Raw genomic sequence first — 17,162 nt, forward strand, 5'->3', positions numbered from 1 at the left:
AGCACAAGGGAGAATAAAATGAGCATTATTAAAGAGTTTCGCGAATTCGCGATGCGAGGAAATGTTGTCGATTTGGCAGTGGGTGTCATTATTGGTGCAGCGTTTGGCAAGATTGTATCGTCCTTAGTTGCGGACATCATCATGCCACCACTCGGGCTGTTAATTGGTGGGATTGATTTCAAACAGTTCGCGGTAACACTGCGCGACGCGCAGGGCGATGTGCCGGCAGTGGTCATGCACTACGGCGTATTCATTCAGAACATTTTCGATTTTGTAATTGTTGCCTTCGCCATCTTTATGGCAATTAAGCTTATCAACAAGCTTAACCGTAAGAAGGAGGAGCCAGCTGCCGCTCCTGCACCAAGCAAAGAAGAAGTGCTGCTGTCTGAAATTCGTGACCTGCTGAAAGAACAGAACAACCGTTCTTAATCAGGCCGCAGAAAGCAGAAAGCCAGTGGTAAAAAAGCGCATCGCTTGTTTGCCACTGGCCTCCCGTCCATACCCCTTACCGTGTTTTTCTTTCCGCAGATAGCTACCTTTCCCTTTCTTATTTTTCTCTACGCGCTGACGAAACAGTGGGTCATGTAATAGGGCTTCGATGGCATTGTCTTTAATCTGCCCCTTCGTATGTTGATAGCGGCTCATAACATCTCCTGATTGTGTGTTTATTACGCGGCGAGTGTAGTCCCAATTATGCAAACACTCAACTCGCATTTTACGATGCACCCGCACCCTCTTCAAGAATGCCAAGGATAGAACAGTGCTGGCTGCTATGTGCAGTTCCACAGCAGGCATCATTCAGCTGTTTCAGCGCACGCTGCATCGCTTGCAGCTCTTCAATACGTGACTCGACTTCACTTAAACGGGCCTGCACGATCCCTTTCGACTCCTGGCAGGTATGATGTGCAGGATCCACGCGGATCGAGAGCAGTTCACGGATCGATTCAAGAGTGAACCCCAGCTGTCGGGCATAGCGGATAAACTTCAGGCGCTGAAGATCGTCCGCTGTATAAAGACGAAAGCCACCTTCAGTACGAATATCATGGCTCATCATCTGCTGTTTTTCATAATAACGCACGGTGTCCGGCGTCACGCCAGCCAGTTTCGACAACTCACCAATCCGGTACATAGCTACTCCTCGTTTATTTTACTCATCAGCTTATCGGCATAGTCACCACGTAGAAAATCAGTGCTTAATCCTGCCTGCTGCAACTTCAGCTCCATCAGCGCTAGCCGACGGCTCAATTCCTGGTAGCGCGCATCTTCCCGACGAATACCCTTCAGCAAATCCGCCAATTCAACGGCCTGCTTACGCTGCTCAAGTTCTGGAGGTAAGCATCCGGCATTCTTCAGCAATCGGTAGCCAGATCGTAACGCTTCGGGGACAGCGGAATCATCGTCAAGCGCCAGTGGTTCACCCTGGCCAGGCAAATTATCAAACTCACCTTTGCGCTGTGCATCGGTAATATGACGTTCGGCCCATTGATCCAGTAACCACATACAACCTCTCCGGAGAAATGAACAGAAAAGATACGACTATTGTAGAAGGGTGGGGGTAGCGAGGATATAAAAAAACCCGCCGAGGCGGGTTTTTTTATTTTACTACAGATTACTCTGCAGCTGCTTCTGCTTTCGATTCTGAACGATCAACCAGCTCGATGTAAGCCATCGGCGCGTTGTCGCCTGCACGGAAGCCACACTTCAGAATGCGAGTGTAACCACCGGTGCGGCTCGCGAAACGCGGGCCCAGTTCGTTAAACAGTTTTGCCACGATCTCGTTATCACGAGTACGGGCGAATGCCAGACGACGATTAGCAACGCTATCAGTCTTGGCAAGAGTAATCAGCGGCTCAACTACGCGACGCAGTTCTTTCGCTTTAGGCAGGGTCGTCTTGATGATTTCATGACGAACCAGTGAACCTGCCATGTTGCGGAACATAGCCTGGCGATGGCTGCTGTTGCGGTTCAGTTGACGACCACTCTTACGATGGCGCATGACCTTATCCTTCTCAGTAAAACCTTAACCTGTGATCCGGTTACTCGTCAGCAATGCTTGCTGGTGGCCAGTTTTCCAGGCGCATGCCCAGAGACAGACCACGTGAAGCCAGCACGTCTTTAATCTCAGTAAGAGATTTTTTACCCAGGTTAGGCGTCTTAAGAAGCTCAACCTCGGTACGCTGTACCAGATCACCGATATAGTGGATAGCTTCTGCCTTGAGGCAGTTAGCAGAGCGGACAGTCAATTCCAGATCGTCAACAGGGCGCAGCAGGATCGGATCGAATTCTGGTTTCTCTTCTTTCACTTCCGGCTGACGTACATCACGTAAGTCAACGAAAGCTTCCAGTTGTTCTGCCAGGATGGTTGCCGCACGACGAATCGCCTCTTCAGGATCGATTGTGCCGTTGGTTTCCATTTCGATGACCAGCTTGTCCAGGTCGGTACGCTGTTCTACACGCGCTGCTTCAACATTGTAGGCAATACGCTCTACAGGGCTGTAGCATGCGTCGACCAGCAGACGGCCGATTGGGCGCTCATCTTCTTCCGAATGAATTCGGGCAGAAGCCGGCACATAACCACGACCGCGCTGAACTTTGATACGCATGCTGATAGCTGCGTTCTCATCGGTCAGGTGGCAGATCACGTGCTGCGGCTTGACGATTTCGACATCACCATCATGGGTGATATCGGCTGCAGTCACAGGGCCAATGCCAGATTTATTCAAGGTAAGAATAACTTCATCTTTACCCTGAACTCTCACCGCCAGCCCTTTCAGGTTGAGCAGGATTTCAAGGATATCTTCCTGAACGCCTTCTTTGGTGCTGTACTCATGAAGTACACCATCAATCTCAACCTCGGTCACCGCGCAACCCGGCATCGATGAGAGCAGAATACGGCGCAGTGCGTTACCCAGAGTATGGCCAAAGCCACGCTCTAAAGGCTCAAGGGTCACCTTGGCGTGCGTCGAACTCACTTGCTCGATATCTACCAGGCGCGGTTTTAGAAACTCTGTCACAGAACCCTGCATTGTGTCCTCTCTTTGGTACTAAGCTTTACTTGGAGTAAAGCTCGACGATCAGGTGTTCGTTAATGTCCGCAGACAGATCAGAACGCTCAGGCTGACGCTTGAACGTACCTTCCATCTTAGCAGCATCAACTTCCAGCCAGGTTGGCTTTTCACGCTGTTCAGCCAGCTCCAGAGCGGCTTTAACGCGAGATTGCTTTTTCGCTTTCTCACGAATGCTAACAACGTCATTCGCTTTAACCTGATAAGAAGCGATGTTAACAACACGACCGTTTACCATGATTGCTTTGTGGCTAACCAACTGGCGTGACTCGGCACGAGTTGCGCCAAAGCCCATACGGTAAACTACGTTGTCCAGACGACCTTCCAGCAGAGCCAACAGGTTTTCACCGGTGTTGCCTTTCAGACGTGCTGCTTCTTTGTAATAGTTACGGAACTGACGCTCCAGCACGCCGTAAGTACGACGAACTTTTTGCTTTTCACGCAACTGCACACCATAGTCAGACAGACGCGGTTTACGCGCACCGTGCTGGCCAGGAGCTTGTTCAATTTTACACTTGGTATCGATCGCGCGAACGCCAGACTTAAGGAATAAGTCGGTGCCCTCACGACGGCTCAGCTTGAGCTTAGGACCCAAATATCTTGCCATTTTCTTTCTCCAACAAACCTGGAAAACGAAGCGTTATACGCGACGTTTCTTCGGCGGACGACAACCGTTATGAGGGATCGGAGTCACATCAGTAATATTAGTGATGCGGAAACCAGCGGCGTTCAGAGCACGAATAGTAGATTCGCGGCCTGGACCCGGACCTTTAACCATAACTTCCAGATTCTTGATGCCGTATTCTTTAACGGCGTCAGCGCAACGCTCTGCTGCAACCTGAGCTGCAAACGGAGTTGATTTACGCGAACCACGGAAACCGGAACCACCGGCTGTTGCCCAACCCAGCGCATTACCCTGACGATCGGTAATAGTTACGATGGTGTTGTTAAAAGAAGCATGGATATGAGCCACGCCATCAGAGACTTGTTTTCTTACACGTTTACGTGCACGAACTGGTGCCTTTGCCATTATTCAATCACCCCGATTATTTCTTGATCGGTTTGCGCGGACCCTTACGGGTACGTGCGTTGGTCTTGGTACGCTGGCCGCGAACCGGGAGACCACGACGATGACGCAAACCGCGATAGCAACCAAGATCCATCAGGCGCTTGATGCTCATGCTAATTTCACGGCGCAGATCACCTTCAACGACAAATTTGGCAACTTCGTCACGCAGCGTGTCGATTTGTCCTTCAGACAGCTCACTGATCTTAACATTTTCAGCGATACCCGCGGCAGCCAGGATGGCTTTAGAACGGGTCTTGCCGACGCCATAGATCGAGGTTAACGCGATCACAGCATGTTTCTGATCAGGAATGTTAATGCCTGCTATACGGGCCACTATGCACTCCTACTATTTAATATGTACGCACCATGCTGAAAAGCCCGTTTTCAGGATACTCAAATGGAAACGTACAGACATACAAAAGATTGGCTGGCTAATCTAGCCAGCTCAACCCAACTTTGCAAGAAAAATATGCGAATAAATCAGCCTTGGCGCTGTTTATGCTTTGGCTCGGCGCTGCAAATCACACGGATGACACCATCACGCTTAACGATTTTGCAGTTACGGCATAATTTCTTGACGGAAGCACGAACTTTCATTTTTACTCTCCGTAACTTCTCGGGCGACCTTTTAGCGGCTATAGCCTTTGAGGTTCGCCTTCTTCAATGCAGACTCGTACTGACTTGACATCATCAGAGTTTGCACTTGAGCCATAAAGTCCATAATCACGACAACAACGATCAGTAGCGATGTCCCACCGAAGTAGAACGGCACTTTCATTGCATCACGCATGAACTCCGGGATCAGGCAGATAAAAGTAATATACAACGCACCAACGAGAGTCAGGCGAGTCATTACTTTATCGATATACTTCGCCGTTTGCTCTCCCGGACGAATTCCTGGTACAAATGCACCGGACTTCTTCAGGTTATCTGCTGTTTCACGCGGGTTGAAGACCAACGCCGTGTAGAAGAAACAGAAGAAGATGATTGCAGACGCATAGAGTAACACATAAAGCGGTTGCCCAGGCTGCAAATACAGCGAAATTGTTGTCAGCCAGTTCCAACCGGTACCGCCCCCGAACCATGACGCGATGGTCGCAGGGAACAGAATAATACTGGAAGCGAAGATTGCTGGGATTACCCCTGCCATATTCACTTTCAGCGGTAAATGTGTGCTCTGTGCAGCATAGACACGACGACCTTGCTGACGTTTCGCGTAGTTTACCACAATGCGGCGTTGACCACGTTCAACAAATACAACAAAGAACGTCACTGCAAACACTAATACTGCAACCAACAGCAACAGGAGGAAGTGCAGGTCGCCTTGACGCGCTTGCTCGATAGTATGGGCAATGGCTGGCGGGAGTCCCGCAACGATACCAGCGAAGATAATGATTGAGATACCGTTACCGATACCACGCTCAGTAATCTGTTCGCCGAGCCACATCAGGAACATAGTCCCTGTAACCAGACTTACAACAGCGGTGAAATAGAATGCAAAGCCTGGATTGATTACCAGGCCCTGCATACCAGGCATATTCGGCAGACCGGTAGCAATACCGATCGACTGGAATATCGCCAGCACCAGAGTACCGTAGCGGGTGTACTGGCTGATCTTACGACGACCAGACTCCCCTTCTTTCTTAATTTCTGCCAGCGTTGGATGAACCACCGTCAGCAGCTGGATAATAATCGATGCCGAAATATACGGCATGATACCCAGGGCAAAGATAGAAGCACGGCTGAGAGCACCACCAGAGAACATGTTGAACATTTCAATGATGGTGCCTCGCTGTTGCTCAAGCAGTTTGGCAAGTACAGCGGCATCAATACCAGGGATCGGAATAAAAGAGCCAATACGGAACACAATAAGCGCACCGATTACAAACAGCAGTCTGCGTTTCAGCTCGCCTAAGCCACCTTTGGCACTTTGAAAATCTAATCCCGGTTGTTTAGCCATCTGCTACTTATTCCTCGATTTTACCGCCAGCAGCTTCGATAGCAGCACGAGCGCCTTTAGTAACACGCAGGCCACGAACAGTTACCGGGGTAGAAACCTCACCAGACAGGATCACTTTCGCGAACTCGATCTGAATACCGATAATGTTAGCTGCTTTCAGCGTGTTCAGGTCAACAATACCGCCTTCCACTTTCGCCAGGTCAGACAGACGAACTTCCGCTGTAATCGCTGATTTGCGAGAAGTGAAGCCGAATTTCGGCAGACGACGGTACAGTGGCATCTGGCCACCCTCGAAACCACGACGTACGCCACCGCCAGAACGAGACTTCTGACCTTTGTGACCACGACCGCCGGTTTTACCGAGGCCAGAACCGATACCACGACCCAGACGGCGACCCGCCTTTTTAGAGCCTTCGGCCGGAGACAGAGTATTTAAACGCATCTCTTACTCCTCAACTTTAACCATGAAGTAAACCGCGTTGACCATACCACGAACAGCAGGAGTATCCTCGCGTTCTACGGTGTGACCAATACGACGCAGACCCAGGCCAAGCAGCGTTGCCTTGTGTTTCGGCAGACGACCGATTGCACTGCGGGTTTGAGTAATTTTAATAGTCTTTGCCATGGTTTATTTCCCCAGAATTTCTTCAACGGATTTACCACGCTTGGCAGCGACCATTTCCGGAGATTTCATATTTTCCAGACCATCGATAGTTGCACGAACCACGTTAATTGGGTTAGTGGAACCATACGCTTTAGCCAGAACGTTACGAACCCCAGCGACTTCCAAGACGGCGCGCATTGCACCACCGGCGATGATACCGGTACCTTCAGAAGCCGGCTGCATGAATACACGAGAACCCGTGTGAGTACCCTTAACTGGGTGCTGCAGGGTGCCGGTATTCAGCGCGACGTTAATCATATTGCGACGGGCTTTTTCCATCGCTTTCTGGATCGCTGCTGGAACTTCACGCGCTTTACCGTAACCAAAACCAACGCGACCGTTACCATCACCAACTACAGTCAGAGCTGTGAAGGAGAAAATACGACCACCTTTTACGGTTTTAGATACGCGGTTTACCGCGATCAGCTTTTCCTGCAGTTCGCCAGCTTGTTTTTCGATGTGAGCCATCTTACACCTCTACCTTAGAACTGAAGGCCAGCTTCACGGGCAGCATCTGCCAGTGCCTGGACACGACCATGATATTGGAACCCGGAACGGTCAAAGGACACATCTTTGATGCCTTTTTCCAGAGCGCGTTCAGCGACAGCTTTACCCACAGCTGCTGCAGCGTCTTTGTTACCGGTGTACTTCAGTTGTTCCGCGATAGCTTTTTCTACAGTAGAAGCAGCTACCAGAACTTCGGAACCGTTTGGTGCAATTACCTGTGCGTAAATATGACGCGGGGTACGATGTACCACCAGGCGAGTTGCACCCAGCTCCTGGAGCTTGCGGCGTGCGCGGGTCGCACGACGGATACGAGCAGATTTCTTATCCATAGTGTTACCTTACTTCTTCTTAGCCTCTTTGGTACGCACGACTTCGTCGGCGTAACGAACACCCTTGCCTTTGTAAGGCTCAGGACGACGGTAGGCGCGCAGATCAGCTGCTACCTGGCCGATCACCTGCTTATCAGCGCCTTTCAGCACGATTTCAGTTTGAGTCGGACATTCAGCAGTAATACCTGCAGGCAGCTGATGTTCAACAGGGTGAGAGAAACCTAAAGACAGGTTTACTGCATTCCCTTTGATCGCTGCACGATAACCTACACCAACCAGCTGAAGCTTTTTAGTGAAGCCTTCGGTAACACCGATAACCATTGAGTTCAGCAGGGCACGCGCGGTACCAGCCTGAGCCCAACCATCTACGTAACCATCACGCGGACCGAAGGTCAGAGCATTATCTGCATGTTTAACTTCAACAGCATCGTTGAGAGTACGAGTCAGCTCGCCGTTTTTACCTTTGATCGTAATAACCTGACCGTTGATTTTTACATCAACGCCGGCAGGAACAACGACCGGTGCTTTAGCAACACGAGACATTTTTTCCTCCGATTAGGCTACGTAGCAGATAATTTCGCCACCAAGACCAGCCTGGCGCGCTGCACGATCAGTCATAACACCTTTAGAGGTAGAAACAACCGCGATACCCATGCCAGCCATAACTTTTGGCAGCTCGTCTTTGCGCTTATAAATACGCAGACCTGGGCGACTAACACGCTGAATGCTTTCTACAACAGCTTTACCCTGGAAATACTTAAGAGTAAGTTCCAGTTCCGGCTTGGTGTCGCCTTCAACTTTAAAATCTTCAATAAAACCTTCTTCCTTCAGCACGTTGGCAATTGCCACTTTCAGCTTGGAGGAAGGCATGGTGACCGCAGCTTTATTCGCGGCCTGACCGTTACGGATACGGGTCAGCATATCCGCGATCGGATCTTGCATGCTCATCTGTCTTTACTCCCGTGATTCAATTGGTAATTACCAGCTAGCCTTTTTCAAGCCTGGTACTTCACCGCGCATAGCGGCTTCACGAAGCTTGATACGGCTCAACCCGAACTTGCCCACATAGCCATGCGGACGACCAGTTTGACGGCAGCGCTTGCGCTGACGAGACGGGCTGGAATCACGCGGCAGAGACTGCAGCTTCAGAACAGCATTCCAACGATCTTCGTCGGTTGCGTTCACATCAGAGATGATAGCTTTGAGTTCAGCGCGTTTAGCGAAGAATTTATCAGCTAAAGCTACGCGCTTTACTTCGCGTGCTTTCATTGATTGCTTAGCCATTCAGTAACCCTACCTTACTTGCGGAACGGGAAGTCAAAGGCAGCCAGCAGAGCACGGCCTTCTTCATCAGATTTCGCAGTAGTGGTGATGGTAATATCCAAACCACGTACGCGGTCGACTTTATCGTAGTCGATTTCTGGGAAGATGATCTGCTCACGGACACCCATGCTGTAGTTACCACGACCGTCGAAAGACTTAGAGGACAAGCCACGGAAGTCACGGATACGTGGAACAGCAATAGTGATCAAGCGCTCTAAGAACTCCCACATGCGTTCGCCACGCAGAGTTACTTTACAGCCGATCGGATAGCCCTGACGGATTTTGAAGCCTGCAACTGATTTGCGTGCTTTGGTGATCAGCGGTTTTTGACCGGAGATTGCTGTCAGGTCAGCTGCTGCGTTATCCAGCAGTTTCTTGTCAGCGATCGCTTCACCAACACCCATGTTCAGGGTGATCTTCTCGACCCGAGGGACTTGCATGACAGAATTGTAGTTAAACTCAGAAACGAGTTTAGCGACTACTTCGTCTTTGTAGTAATCATGCAGTTTCGCCATCGTACTACTCCAAATTACTTGATAGTTTCGCTGTTAGACTTGAAGAAACGGACTTTTTTGCCGTCTTCGAATCTAAAGCCTACACGGTCAGCCTTGCCGGTAGCCGCGTTGAACAGTGCAATGTTAGAGATCTGAATAGCTGCTTCTTTCTCTACAATGCCGCCTGGTTGGTTCAGAGCCGGAACCGGCTTCTGGTGTTTCTTAACCAGGTTGATACCTTCAACGATGACCTTGCCGGAAGACAAGACATTCTTAACTTTACCGCGTTTACCTTTATCTTTACCGGTTAACACGATAACTTCGTCATCACGACGGATTTTCGCTGCCATGATTCGCTCCTTAGAGTACTTCTGGTGCCAGAGAGATAATTTTCATGAACTTCTCGTTACGAAGTTCACGAGTTACCGGCCCAAAAATACGCGTACCGATAGGTTGCTCGCTGTTATTGTTTAAAATAACGCATGCATTACCATCGAAGCGAATGACAGAACCGTCCGGGCGACGAACACCCTTCTTGGTGCGCACCACTACCGCCTTCAGCACATCACCTTTTTTGACCTTACCACGTGGAATTGCTTCCTTGATGGTGATCTTGATGATGTCGCCTACGCCTGCGTAGCGACGGTGCGAGCCACCCAGAACCTTGATACACATTACGCGACGTGCACCGGAGTTGTCGGCGACGTTCAGCATAGTCTGTTCTTGGATCATTTTAGTGCTCCGCTAATGTCAACTACTACTGAGACCCGAATTCAGGTCGTTAAAAAGCCCCATATCGAGGGCGCGGCATTATAACACCGCTTCAACGATAAGGGTAGAAAAAATAAACGGCTCATCGCTGAGCCGTTTATTCGTATCGAGAACGAGTACTGTATTACAGAACCGCTTTCTCTACAACGCGAACCAGCGTCCAGGACTTAGTCTTGGACAGCGGACGGCATTCGCGGATTTCAACCACGTCGCCCATACCGCATTCGTTGTTCTCGTCATGTACGTGCAGTTTGGTCGTACGTTTGATGAATTTGCCGTATACCGGGTGTTTCACCATACGTTCGATAGCAACAACAATGGATTTCTCCATTTTTGCGCTAACTACGCGACCTTGCAGAGTACGGATTTTATCGGTCATTACGCACCCGCCTTCTGAGTCAGTAAAGTCTTAACGCGTGCAACATCACGACGTACCTGCTTCAGCAGGTGAGTCTGTTGCAGCTGGCCACTTGCAGCCTGCATGCGCAGGTTGAACTGCTCACGCAGCAGGTTCAGCAGCTCAGCGTTCAGCTCTTCAACGCTTTTTTCACGCAGCTCTTTTGCTTTCATTACATCACCGTCTTAGTTACAAAGGTGGTTTTGATCGGCAGTTTCGCTGCAGCGAGGCCGAATGCTTCACGGGCCAGCTCTTCCGGAACACCGTCCATTTCATACAGGACTTTACCCGGCTGGATCAAGGCAACCCAATACTCCACGTTACCTTTACCTTTACCCATACGCACTGCCAGCGGTTTCTCGGTGATCGGTTTGTCCGGGAATACACGGATCCAGATCTTACCTTGACGCTTAACTGCACGGGTCATTGCACGACGTGCTGCTTCGATCTGACGTGCAGTCAGACGACCACGGCCAACAGCTTTCAGGCCGAAGCTGCCGAAGCTAACATCCGTACCCTGCGCCAGACCGCGGTTACGGCCTTTGTGCACTTTACGGAATTTTGTACGCTTTGGTTGTAACATCAGCGACGCTCCTTATTTACGGCCTTTACGCTGCTGCTTTTTAGGTTGAGCAGCCGGTTCCGGTTGTTCAACAGCAGCCATACCACCCAGGATCTCACCTTTGAAGATCCATACCTTAACGCCGATTACACCATAAGTGGTGTGCGCTTCAGAGGTGTTGTAGTCGATGTCAGCACGCAGAGTGTGCAGAGGTACGCGACCTTCGCGGTACCATTCGGTACGTGCGATTTCCGCGCCGCCCAGACGGCCGCTAACTTCAACTTTGATACCTTTAGCGCCCAGACGCATTGCGTTCTGTACAGCACGCTTCATAGCACGACGGAACATAACGCGACGTTCCAGCTGAGAAGTGATGCTGTCAGCAACCAGTTTTGCGTCCAGTTCAGGCTTGCGCACTTCGGCGATATTGATCTGGGCAGGAACGCCAGCAATATCAGCTACAACTTTGCGCAGTTTTTCTACGTCTTCGCCTTTCTTACCGATAACGATGCCCGGGCGAGCGGTGTGAATGGTCACACGGATGCTCTTAGCCGGACGCTCGATAACGATACGAGATACGGACGCCTTAGCCAGTTCCTTAGTCAGGTACTGACGTACTTTAAAATCGCTGTCCAGGTTGTCAGCGAATTCTTTGGTGTTCGCAAACCAAGTAGAGTTCCATGGTTTTACAATACCCAGGCGAATACCATTAGGATGTACTTTCTGACCCATTGCTAGTCTCCAGAGTCTCAGCGATCGGACACAACCACAGTGATGTGGCTGGTGCGCTTCAGGATGCGATCTGCACGACCTTTAGCACGCGGCATAATGCGCTTCATGCTTGGGCCTTCGTCTACGAAAATTTTCGTAACTTTCAGATCATCAATGTCAGCGCCATCGTTGTGTTCAGCGTTAGCAATGGCAGATTCCAGAACTTTCTTGACCAGTACAGCCGCTTTCTTATTGGTGTAGGTCAGAATTTCCAGCGCCTGCGACACTTTCTTACCGCGAATCAGGTCAGCAACAAGGCGAACCTTCTGAGCAGAAGAACGAGCATGGCGATGTTGAGCTAAAGTTTCCATCTCTTCCTCCTACCTTATTTCTTCTTCGCTTTTTTATCAGCAGCGTGGCCGCGATAAGTACGAGTCGGTGCGAATTCACCCAGTTTGTGACCAACCATTTCGTCGGTTACAAATACCGGAACGTGCTGACGACCATTATGGACAGCGATGGTCAAACCGATCATGTTAGGAAAGATCGTTGAACGACGGGACCAAGTGCGCAGGGGCTTCTTGTCTCCGCTTTCCACCGCTTTCTCTACCTTCTTCAGCAAGTGCAGGTCAATAAAAGGACCTTTCTTGAGAGAACGTGGCATGGCTTATCCTCTAAAATTATTTGCTACGGCGACGTACGATGAATTTATCAGTACGCTTGTTGCTGCGGGTCTTCTTACCTTTGGTCTGGAGGCCCCACGGGGATACCGGGTGCTTACCAAAGTTACGACCTTCACCACCACCATGTGGGTGGTCGACTGGGTTCATCGCAGTACCGCGAACGGTAGGACGAACACCACGCCAGCGTGCAGCACCTGCTTTACCCAGAACGCGCAGCATATGCTCAGCATTGCCAACTTCGCCCAGGGTCGCACGGCATTCTGCTTCGACTTTACGCATTTCACCAGAACGCAGACGCAGGGTGACATAAGCACCATCGCGAGCAACGATCTGAACGTAAGTACCAGCGGAACGTGCCAGCTGACCGCCTTTACCTGGTTTCATTTCTACGTTATGAACGGTAGAACCAACCGGGATATTGCGCATCGGCAGGGTGTTACCTGCTTTGATTGCAGCATCAACGCCAGACTGAATCTGGTCGCCAGCTTTCAGGCCTTTAGGGGCCAGGATGTAACGACGTTCGCCGTCTTTGTACAGAACCAGCGCGATGTTCGCGGAGCGGTTCGGATCGTACTCAAGACGTTCAACAATTGCCGGGATACCATCTTTGTTGCGTTTGAAGTCAACAATACGGTAAGCCTGCTTGTGACCACCACCGATGTGACGAGTGGTGATGCGGCCATTGTTGTTACGACCACCGGATTTGCTGTTTTTTTCAACCAGCGGAGCAAAAGGTTTGCCCTTGTGCAGCTCTGGGTTGACCACTTTAACGACGTGGCGACGACCCGGAGATGTCGGTTTACATTTAACAACTGCCATTGTATTACTCCTCCGACTTACTCAGCGCCGCCGACGAAGTCCAGATTCTGGCCTTCCTTCAGGGTGACGTAAGCTTTTTTCCAGTCGCTACGACGACCGATACGCTGTCCGTGACGTTTAACTTTCCCTTTAACTACCAGGGTGTTAACGACTTCGACTTCGACTTCAAACAGTTTCTGCACAGCAGCTTTGATTTCTGCTTTGGTCGCGTCTTTGGCAACTTTGAGAACGATGGTATTGCTTTTTTCCATCGCAGCAGACGCTTTTTCAGAAACGTGCGGTGCACGCAGCACCTTCAGCAGACGTTCTTCACGAATCATGCCAGCATCTCCTCAACTTGCTTAACAGCATCAGCAGTCATTACGACTTTGTCGAAGGCGATCAGGCTAACCGGGTCGATACCAGTTACATCGCGTACGTCAACCTTGTGCAGGTTGCGCGCAGCCAGGAACAGGTTCTCGTCCAGCTCACCGGTGATGATCAGCACATCTTCCAGAGCCATGTCTTTCAGTTTCTGTGCCAGCAGCTTAGTTTTAGGCGCTTCTACAGAGAATGATTCGACAACGATCAGACGATCCTGACGTACCAGTTCGGACAGGATGCTTTTCAGCGCGCCGCGGTACATCTTTTTGTTAACTTTTTGACTGTGGTCCTGTGGACGAGCAGCGAAGGTAACGCCACCTGAACGCCAGATCGGGCTCTTGATAGAACCTGAACGCGCACGGCCGGTACCTTTCTGGCGCCATGGCTTTTTGCCTGAACCAGTTACTTCAGCACGAGTCTTCTGAGCACGAGTACCCTGACGAGCACCAGCTGCATAAGCAACAACAACCTGGTGAACCAGCGCTTCGTTGAAATCACGACCGAAGGTAGTTTCGGAAACAGTCAGCGCGCTCTGCGCGTCTTTCAATACTAATTCCATTGCTATCCCCTTACGCCTTCACAGCTGGTTTAACGATCAGGTCGCAACCGGTCGCACCCGGAACACCACCTTTAACCAGCAGCAGGTTGCGCTCAGCGTCAACACGTACTACGTCCAGGCTCTGAACAGTGACACGTTCGTTGCCCAGCTGACCTGCCATTTTCTTGCCTTTGAACACTTTGCCCGGAGTCTGGTTCTGACCGATAGAACCCGGAACGCGGTGAGACAAGGAGTTACCGTGAGTAGCGTCCTGGGTACGGAAGTTCCAGCGCTTAACGGTACCAGCGAAACCTTTACCTTTAGAGGTACCGGTTACGTCAACTTTTTTAACGTCAGCAAACAGTTCAACGCTAATGTCCTGACCAACGGTGTATTCTTCACCATCTGCCAGACGGAACTCCCACAGGCCGCGGCCAGCTTCTACGCCAGCTTTAGCGAAGTGACCAGCTTCCGGCTTGGTTACACGGTTAGCTTTTTTAGCACCAGTGGTAACCTGAACAGCGCGATAGCCATCGTTAGCCAGATCTTTGATCTGAGTAACGCGGTTTGCTTCAACTTCGATAACGGTTACTGGGATAGATACGCCATCTTCAGTGAAGATGCGGGTCATACCCACTTTTTTACCGACTAAACCAATCATTGTATCAACCTCTCAATCGCTCGATGACCTGATTAACCCAGGCTGATCTGCACGTCTACACCGGCAGCCAGGTCCAGACGCATCAGAGCATCAACGGTTTTTTCAGTTGGCTCAACGATGTCAACCAGACGCTTGTGAGTACGAATCTCGTACTGATCACGCGCGTCTTTGTTGACGTGCGGGGAGATCAGAACGGTGAAACGCTCTTTGCGGGTCGGCAGCGGGATCGGACCACGGACTTGCGCACCAGTGCGCTTAGCAGTCTCGACGATTTCCGCGGTTGATTGATCGATCAGACGATGATCAAACGCTTTCAGGCGGATACGGATTCTTTGGTTCTGCATGAGACCAGAGCTCCAATTATTTTATAGACGAAATAGTTACTCCTCAAACCCATTACGATTGATGGGAGAGTGTAACCGTTCTTACAGAGTTCCCCAATTGGGAACATTGTCTGGTATCGCTTTCGCAGTACCGGTGGCTCATATCGAACCGCTGTCAATATTAGACAAGCCCGCGCATTATACACAAATACCCATGCGATGCAACTCGTGTTTATAAATTAATCACTGCATCTTGCGCTGCCGCTCCCAACCGAGCGTGTAAGAATGCAATCTGGCGAGGTTATCTGGATAGTGCTTCGCGAATGCAGCAAATGCCTTTTGCTCGTCTTCTCTTCCCTGCGCACACTACCTCTTCATTCCCTCCAACGGTGCTGACAACATGGCTTTACCCGCCCTCCCCTTCTTTCTTACCTATCTACTGCTAAACGTCTCGCTTTGCTGGCATGACGTACGCAGCGGCCTGCTGCCTAATCGGTTGACCTGTCCTTTGCTATGGTCGGGGCTGCTTTTCCAGCTCTGTCTGAACCCCGCAGAGGACGTAGTGAATGCCCTGTGGGGCGCTCTTGCTGGTTACGCTTTTATGGCTCTTTTGTATTGGGTATACAGAGGAATTCGCAAGCGCGAAGGGTTAGGGTATGGCGATGTTAAGTACCTGGCGGCACTCGGGGCATGGCACGGTTGGCATCAGTTGCCGGGATTACTTCTAGTGGCAAGTGCTATGGCCAGCGTCTACATTGTCAGCGTAGCCTGCTATCGTCACTCTTTGGCAGATATAAAAAACCCGCTGCCGTTTGGTCCATTTCTGGGGGCCGCGGGTTTCACGATGGCGGGCATGTCGGCGTTTAGCCTTCAACCTTAATTTGTGATTGCAGATAGTTTTGCAGACCAATTTTGCTAATCAGATCCAGCTCGGTTTCCAGCCAGTCTATGTGATGCTCCTCTTCAGTGAGGATAGCAATCAGCATATCGCGGCTCACATAGTCATGAACGCTATCGGCGTAGGCAATGGCTTCGCGTAAATCCTTCGCACCGTCCAGTTCAAGCTTTAAATCTGATTGCAGCATCTCTTCGACGTCTTCGCCGATGTGCAGCTTGCCGAGGTCCTGCAGGTTGGGGATCCCTTCAAGAAATAGAATACGCTCGATGTACTGATCGGCGTGTTTCATTTCATCTATGGATTCGTGATATTCAATATCGTTGAGGCGCATCAGGCCCCAGTTTTTGAACATTCTCGCATGGAGAAAGTATTGGTTGATTGCGACAAGCTCGTTTCCCAATAATTTATTGAGATAATTTATTATCTTAACATCACCTTTCATTATATAGACCCTCCGCTTCCACTTATTGAAGCGTAGAACGGGCTACAGGGATGTCAAAAAAGAAATCCGAGCTTAGGCGATCTCTTTGAACTCTGGCATTTGCATTAATTCGTCTTCCATCACCTCTCGCGCAGCGCGAACGCACTTACCACATTGATTTCCAATAGGAATGCATTTTCTTAATTGCTGGAAAGACTGCGGATGAAACTGGCGTACTGCCTGGCGAATTTTTTTATCGCTGACGCCATTACACAAACAAACGTACATAACCACTCCCGTTCAATTTCTGAACAAAGTGTAAGTGAGAATAATTATGATTACAATAGCCAGACGCGAGAAGTCATGTGAAATAAGGGATCAAATCGTGCGGAAAATATTGCGGGGACAAATAACAAAAAGCAAAAAGGGCACCGAAGTGCCCTTTTCAAGTGCAAAACTAATTAATAAATAATTAGCTCATTACTTTAGCAACAACGCCCGCACCTACAGTACGGCCGCCTTCACGGATTGCGAAACGCAGACCGTCGTCCATCGCGATTGGGTGGATCAGAGTCACAACCATCTTGATGTTGTCGCCTGGCAT

36 protein-coding genes are annotated in these 17,162 nt (G+C 50.2%); 2 read left to right on the forward strand and 34 right to left on the reverse strand.

All coding sequences use genetic code 11. The annotated features are described in order from the left end of the window. Positions 1–18 precede the first annotated feature (18 nt). Positions 19–429 carry a large-conductance mechanosensitive channel protein MscL gene (gene mscL / locus ACH1XZ_RS22790; RefSeq protein WP_035894999.1) on the forward strand — a complete coding sequence of 137 codons (411 nt, stop codon included), beginning with the start codon at positions 19–21 and terminating at the stop codon, positions 427–429. Here mscL and ACH1XZ_RS22795 read toward each other — a convergent pair whose 3' ends face one another. The 31 genes from ACH1XZ_RS22795 to rpsJ all read right to left on the reverse strand — a co-directional run bounded on the left by ACH1XZ_RS22795 (position 430) and on the right by rpsJ (position 15,260). Further along, positions 430–645 (reverse strand): alternative ribosome-rescue factor A, encoded by a 216-nt coding sequence (locus ACH1XZ_RS22795; RefSeq protein WP_185668948.1) that lies wholly within the window; start codon positions 643–645, stop codon positions 430–432. It abuts the gene before it with no gap. 70 nt (positions 646–715) lie between these two features. Further along, the gene (zntR, locus tag ACH1XZ_RS22800; protein WP_035894995.1) at positions 716–1,129 is read right to left on the reverse strand and encodes a Zn(2+)-responsive transcriptional regulator; all 414 of its coding nucleotides are present in this window, start codon (positions 1,127–1,129) and stop codon (positions 716–718) included. A gap of 2 nt (positions 1,130–1,131) precedes the next feature. Then, on the reverse strand, positions 1,132–1,500 hold the full coding sequence (locus tag ACH1XZ_RS22805) for a DnaJ family domain-containing protein (RefSeq protein WP_395597274.1): 369 nt from the start codon (positions 1,498–1,500) through the stop codon (positions 1,132–1,134). A 109-nt stretch (positions 1,501–1,609) separates the two neighbouring features. Further along, on the reverse strand, positions 1,610–1,996 hold the full coding sequence (gene rplQ, locus ACH1XZ_RS22810) for a 50S ribosomal protein L17 (protein WP_035894993.1): 387 nt from the start codon (positions 1,994–1,996) through the stop codon (positions 1,610–1,612). Positions 1,997–2,036: 40 nt separating this feature from the next. Further along, entirely contained in the window at positions 2,037–3,026 is a 990-nt protein-coding gene (locus ACH1XZ_RS22815; protein ID WP_002919219.1) for a DNA-directed RNA polymerase subunit alpha, read from the reverse strand. A 25-nt stretch (positions 3,027–3,051) separates the two neighbouring features. Next, the gene (gene rpsD, locus ACH1XZ_RS22820; protein WP_395597275.1) at positions 3,052–3,672 is read right to left on the reverse strand and encodes a 30S ribosomal protein S4; all 621 of its coding nucleotides are present in this window, start codon (positions 3,670–3,672) and stop codon (positions 3,052–3,054) included. Between the two features lie 33 nt (positions 3,673–3,705). Then, positions 3,706–4,095 (reverse strand): 30S ribosomal protein S11, encoded by a 390-nt coding sequence (rpsK, locus tag ACH1XZ_RS22825; protein WP_001029758.1) that lies wholly within the window; start codon positions 4,093–4,095, stop codon positions 3,706–3,708. Positions 4,096–4,111: 16 nt separating this feature from the next. Beyond that, positions 4,112–4,468 (reverse strand): 30S ribosomal protein S13, encoded by a 357-nt coding sequence (gene rpsM / locus ACH1XZ_RS22830; RefSeq protein ID WP_013364454.1) that lies wholly within the window; start codon positions 4,466–4,468, stop codon positions 4,112–4,114. 146 nt (positions 4,469–4,614) lie between these two features. Then, positions 4,615–4,731: a 50S ribosomal protein L36 gene (gene rpmJ, locus ACH1XZ_RS22835; RefSeq protein WP_000868187.1), complete on the reverse strand. Its 117-nt coding sequence runs from the start codon at positions 4,729–4,731 to the stop codon at positions 4,615–4,617. 31 nt (positions 4,732–4,762) lie between these two features. After that, positions 4,763–6,094 (reverse strand): preprotein translocase subunit SecY, encoded by a 1,332-nt coding sequence (secY, locus tag ACH1XZ_RS22840; protein ID WP_035894987.1) that lies wholly within the window; start codon positions 6,092–6,094, stop codon positions 4,763–4,765. Positions 6,095–6,101: 7 nt separating this feature from the next. Next, the gene (gene rplO / locus ACH1XZ_RS22845; RefSeq protein WP_035894986.1) at positions 6,102–6,536 is read right to left on the reverse strand and encodes a 50S ribosomal protein L15; all 435 of its coding nucleotides are present in this window, start codon (positions 6,534–6,536) and stop codon (positions 6,102–6,104) included. Positions 6,537–6,539: 3 nt separating this feature from the next. Then, on the reverse strand, positions 6,540–6,719 hold the full coding sequence (gene rpmD, locus ACH1XZ_RS22850; protein WP_003863301.1) for a 50S ribosomal protein L30: 180 nt from the start codon (positions 6,717–6,719) through the stop codon (positions 6,540–6,542). A 3-nt stretch (positions 6,720–6,722) separates the two neighbouring features. Next, positions 6,723–7,226: a 30S ribosomal protein S5 gene (gene rpsE / locus ACH1XZ_RS22855; RefSeq protein WP_015962744.1), complete on the reverse strand. Its 504-nt coding sequence runs from the start codon at positions 7,224–7,226 to the stop codon at positions 6,723–6,725. Between the two features lie 14 nt (positions 7,227–7,240). Further along, positions 7,241–7,594 (reverse strand): 50S ribosomal protein L18, encoded by a 354-nt coding sequence (rplR, locus tag ACH1XZ_RS22860; protein WP_000358960.1) that lies wholly within the window; start codon positions 7,592–7,594, stop codon positions 7,241–7,243. 9 nt (positions 7,595–7,603) lie between these two features. After that, positions 7,604–8,137, reverse strand: coding sequence for a 50S ribosomal protein L6 (gene rplF / locus ACH1XZ_RS22865; RefSeq protein ID WP_035894984.1), 534 nt, complete (start codon positions 8,135–8,137; stop codon positions 7,604–7,606). A gap of 12 nt (positions 8,138–8,149) precedes the next feature. Then, complete coding sequence (rpsH, locus tag ACH1XZ_RS22870) at positions 8,150–8,542, reverse strand: 30S ribosomal protein S8 (RefSeq protein ID WP_003031127.1); 393 nt, start codon at positions 8,540–8,542, stop codon at positions 8,150–8,152. 30 nt (positions 8,543–8,572) lie between these two features. Further along, positions 8,573–8,878, reverse strand: a complete 306-nt coding sequence (gene rpsN, locus ACH1XZ_RS22875) for a 30S ribosomal protein S14 (protein ID WP_035894983.1) — start codon at positions 8,876–8,878, stop codon at positions 8,573–8,575. Between the two features lie 14 nt (positions 8,879–8,892). Beyond that, positions 8,893–9,432 carry a 50S ribosomal protein L5 gene (rplE, locus tag ACH1XZ_RS22880; protein WP_395597276.1) on the reverse strand — a complete coding sequence of 180 codons (540 nt, stop codon included), beginning with the start codon at positions 9,430–9,432 and terminating at the stop codon, positions 8,893–8,895. Positions 9,433–9,446: 14 nt separating this feature from the next. After that, complete coding sequence (rplX, locus tag ACH1XZ_RS22885) at positions 9,447–9,761, reverse strand: 50S ribosomal protein L24 (protein ID WP_035894981.1); 315 nt, start codon at positions 9,759–9,761, stop codon at positions 9,447–9,449. A 10-nt stretch (positions 9,762–9,771) separates the two neighbouring features. Continuing rightward, a complete protein-coding gene (gene rplN, locus ACH1XZ_RS22890; RefSeq protein ID WP_000613954.1) occupies positions 9,772–10,143 on the reverse strand; it encodes a 50S ribosomal protein L14 in 372 nt (123 codons plus the stop codon). 163 nt (positions 10,144–10,306) lie between these two features. Then, complete coding sequence (rpsQ, locus tag ACH1XZ_RS22895) at positions 10,307–10,561, reverse strand: 30S ribosomal protein S17 (RefSeq protein WP_035894980.1); 255 nt, start codon at positions 10,559–10,561, stop codon at positions 10,307–10,309. Then, positions 10,561–10,752 carry a 50S ribosomal protein L29 gene (gene rpmC / locus ACH1XZ_RS22900; RefSeq protein WP_002919754.1) on the reverse strand — a complete coding sequence of 64 codons (192 nt, stop codon included), beginning with the start codon at positions 10,750–10,752 and terminating at the stop codon, positions 10,561–10,563. Before rpmC ends, rpsQ begins: the two co-directional genes overlap by 1 nt. Further along, positions 10,752–11,162, reverse strand: a complete 411-nt coding sequence (gene rplP, locus ACH1XZ_RS22905; RefSeq protein WP_035894979.1) for a 50S ribosomal protein L16 — start codon at positions 11,160–11,162, stop codon at positions 10,752–10,754. The genes rpmC and rplP overlap by 1 nt, the downstream gene beginning before the upstream one ends. A 12-nt stretch (positions 11,163–11,174) precedes the next feature. Beyond that, complete coding sequence (gene rpsC, locus ACH1XZ_RS22910; RefSeq protein WP_006817277.1) at positions 11,175–11,873, reverse strand: 30S ribosomal protein S3; 699 nt, start codon at positions 11,871–11,873, stop codon at positions 11,175–11,177. A gap of 17 nt (positions 11,874–11,890) precedes the next feature. Beyond that, positions 11,891–12,223: a 50S ribosomal protein L22 gene (gene rplV, locus ACH1XZ_RS22915; RefSeq protein ID WP_035894978.1), complete on the reverse strand. Its 333-nt coding sequence runs from the start codon at positions 12,221–12,223 to the stop codon at positions 11,891–11,893. A 14-nt stretch (positions 12,224–12,237) separates the two neighbouring features. Then, a complete protein-coding gene (gene rpsS / locus ACH1XZ_RS22920) occupies positions 12,238–12,516 on the reverse strand; it encodes a 30S ribosomal protein S19 (protein ID WP_001138117.1) in 279 nt (92 codons plus the stop codon). Positions 12,517–12,532: 16 nt separating this feature from the next. Beyond that, a complete protein-coding gene (rplB, locus tag ACH1XZ_RS22925) occupies positions 12,533–13,354 on the reverse strand; it encodes a 50S ribosomal protein L2 (protein WP_035894977.1) in 822 nt (273 codons plus the stop codon). A 17-nt stretch (positions 13,355–13,371) separates the two neighbouring features. Next, positions 13,372–13,674, reverse strand: coding sequence for a 50S ribosomal protein L23 (gene rplW / locus ACH1XZ_RS22930; RefSeq protein ID WP_035894975.1), 303 nt, complete (start codon positions 13,672–13,674; stop codon positions 13,372–13,374). Then, a complete protein-coding gene (rplD, locus tag ACH1XZ_RS22935; protein WP_035894974.1) occupies positions 13,671–14,276 on the reverse strand; it encodes a 50S ribosomal protein L4 in 606 nt (201 codons plus the stop codon). Before rplD ends, rplW begins: the two co-directional genes overlap by 4 nt. 10 nt (positions 14,277–14,286) lie before the next feature. After that, complete coding sequence (gene rplC / locus ACH1XZ_RS22940; protein WP_123650841.1) at positions 14,287–14,916, reverse strand: 50S ribosomal protein L3; 630 nt, start codon at positions 14,914–14,916, stop codon at positions 14,287–14,289. Positions 14,917–14,948: 32 nt separating this feature from the next. Beyond that, entirely contained in the window at positions 14,949–15,260 is a 312-nt protein-coding gene (gene rpsJ, locus ACH1XZ_RS22945) for a 30S ribosomal protein S10 (protein ID WP_001181005.1), read from the reverse strand. Between the two features lie 379 nt (positions 15,261–15,639). On the opposite strand from rpsJ, the gene ACH1XZ_RS22950 reads away from it, so the two are divergent. Continuing rightward, entirely contained in the window at positions 15,640–16,119 is a 480-nt protein-coding gene (locus ACH1XZ_RS22950) for a prepilin peptidase (protein ID WP_395597277.1), read from the forward strand. On the opposite strand, the gene bfr is transcribed toward ACH1XZ_RS22950, so the two are convergent. The 3 genes from bfr to ACH1XZ_RS22965 all read right to left on the reverse strand — a co-directional run. Further along, positions 16,103–16,579, reverse strand: a complete 477-nt coding sequence (bfr, locus tag ACH1XZ_RS22955; RefSeq protein WP_395597278.1) for a bacterioferritin — start codon at positions 16,577–16,579, stop codon at positions 16,103–16,105. The genes ACH1XZ_RS22950 and bfr overlap by 17 nt on opposite strands. A gap of 72 nt (positions 16,580–16,651) precedes the next feature. Beyond that, positions 16,652–16,846, reverse strand: a complete 195-nt coding sequence (bfd, locus tag ACH1XZ_RS22960) for a bacterioferritin-associated ferredoxin (RefSeq protein ID WP_035894970.1) — start codon at positions 16,844–16,846, stop codon at positions 16,652–16,654. A gap of 184 nt (positions 16,847–17,030) precedes the next feature. Next, positions 17,031–17,162 (reverse strand): EF-Tu C-terminal domain-related protein (locus ACH1XZ_RS22965; protein ID WP_459253838.1); only part of this gene is annotated, 132 nt, incomplete at its 5' end.

Source organism: Kluyvera chengduensis (genome assembly GCF_044197065.1).
Classification (GTDB): Bacteria; Pseudomonadota; Gammaproteobacteria; order Enterobacterales; family Enterobacteriaceae; genus Kluyvera; species Kluyvera ascorbata_C.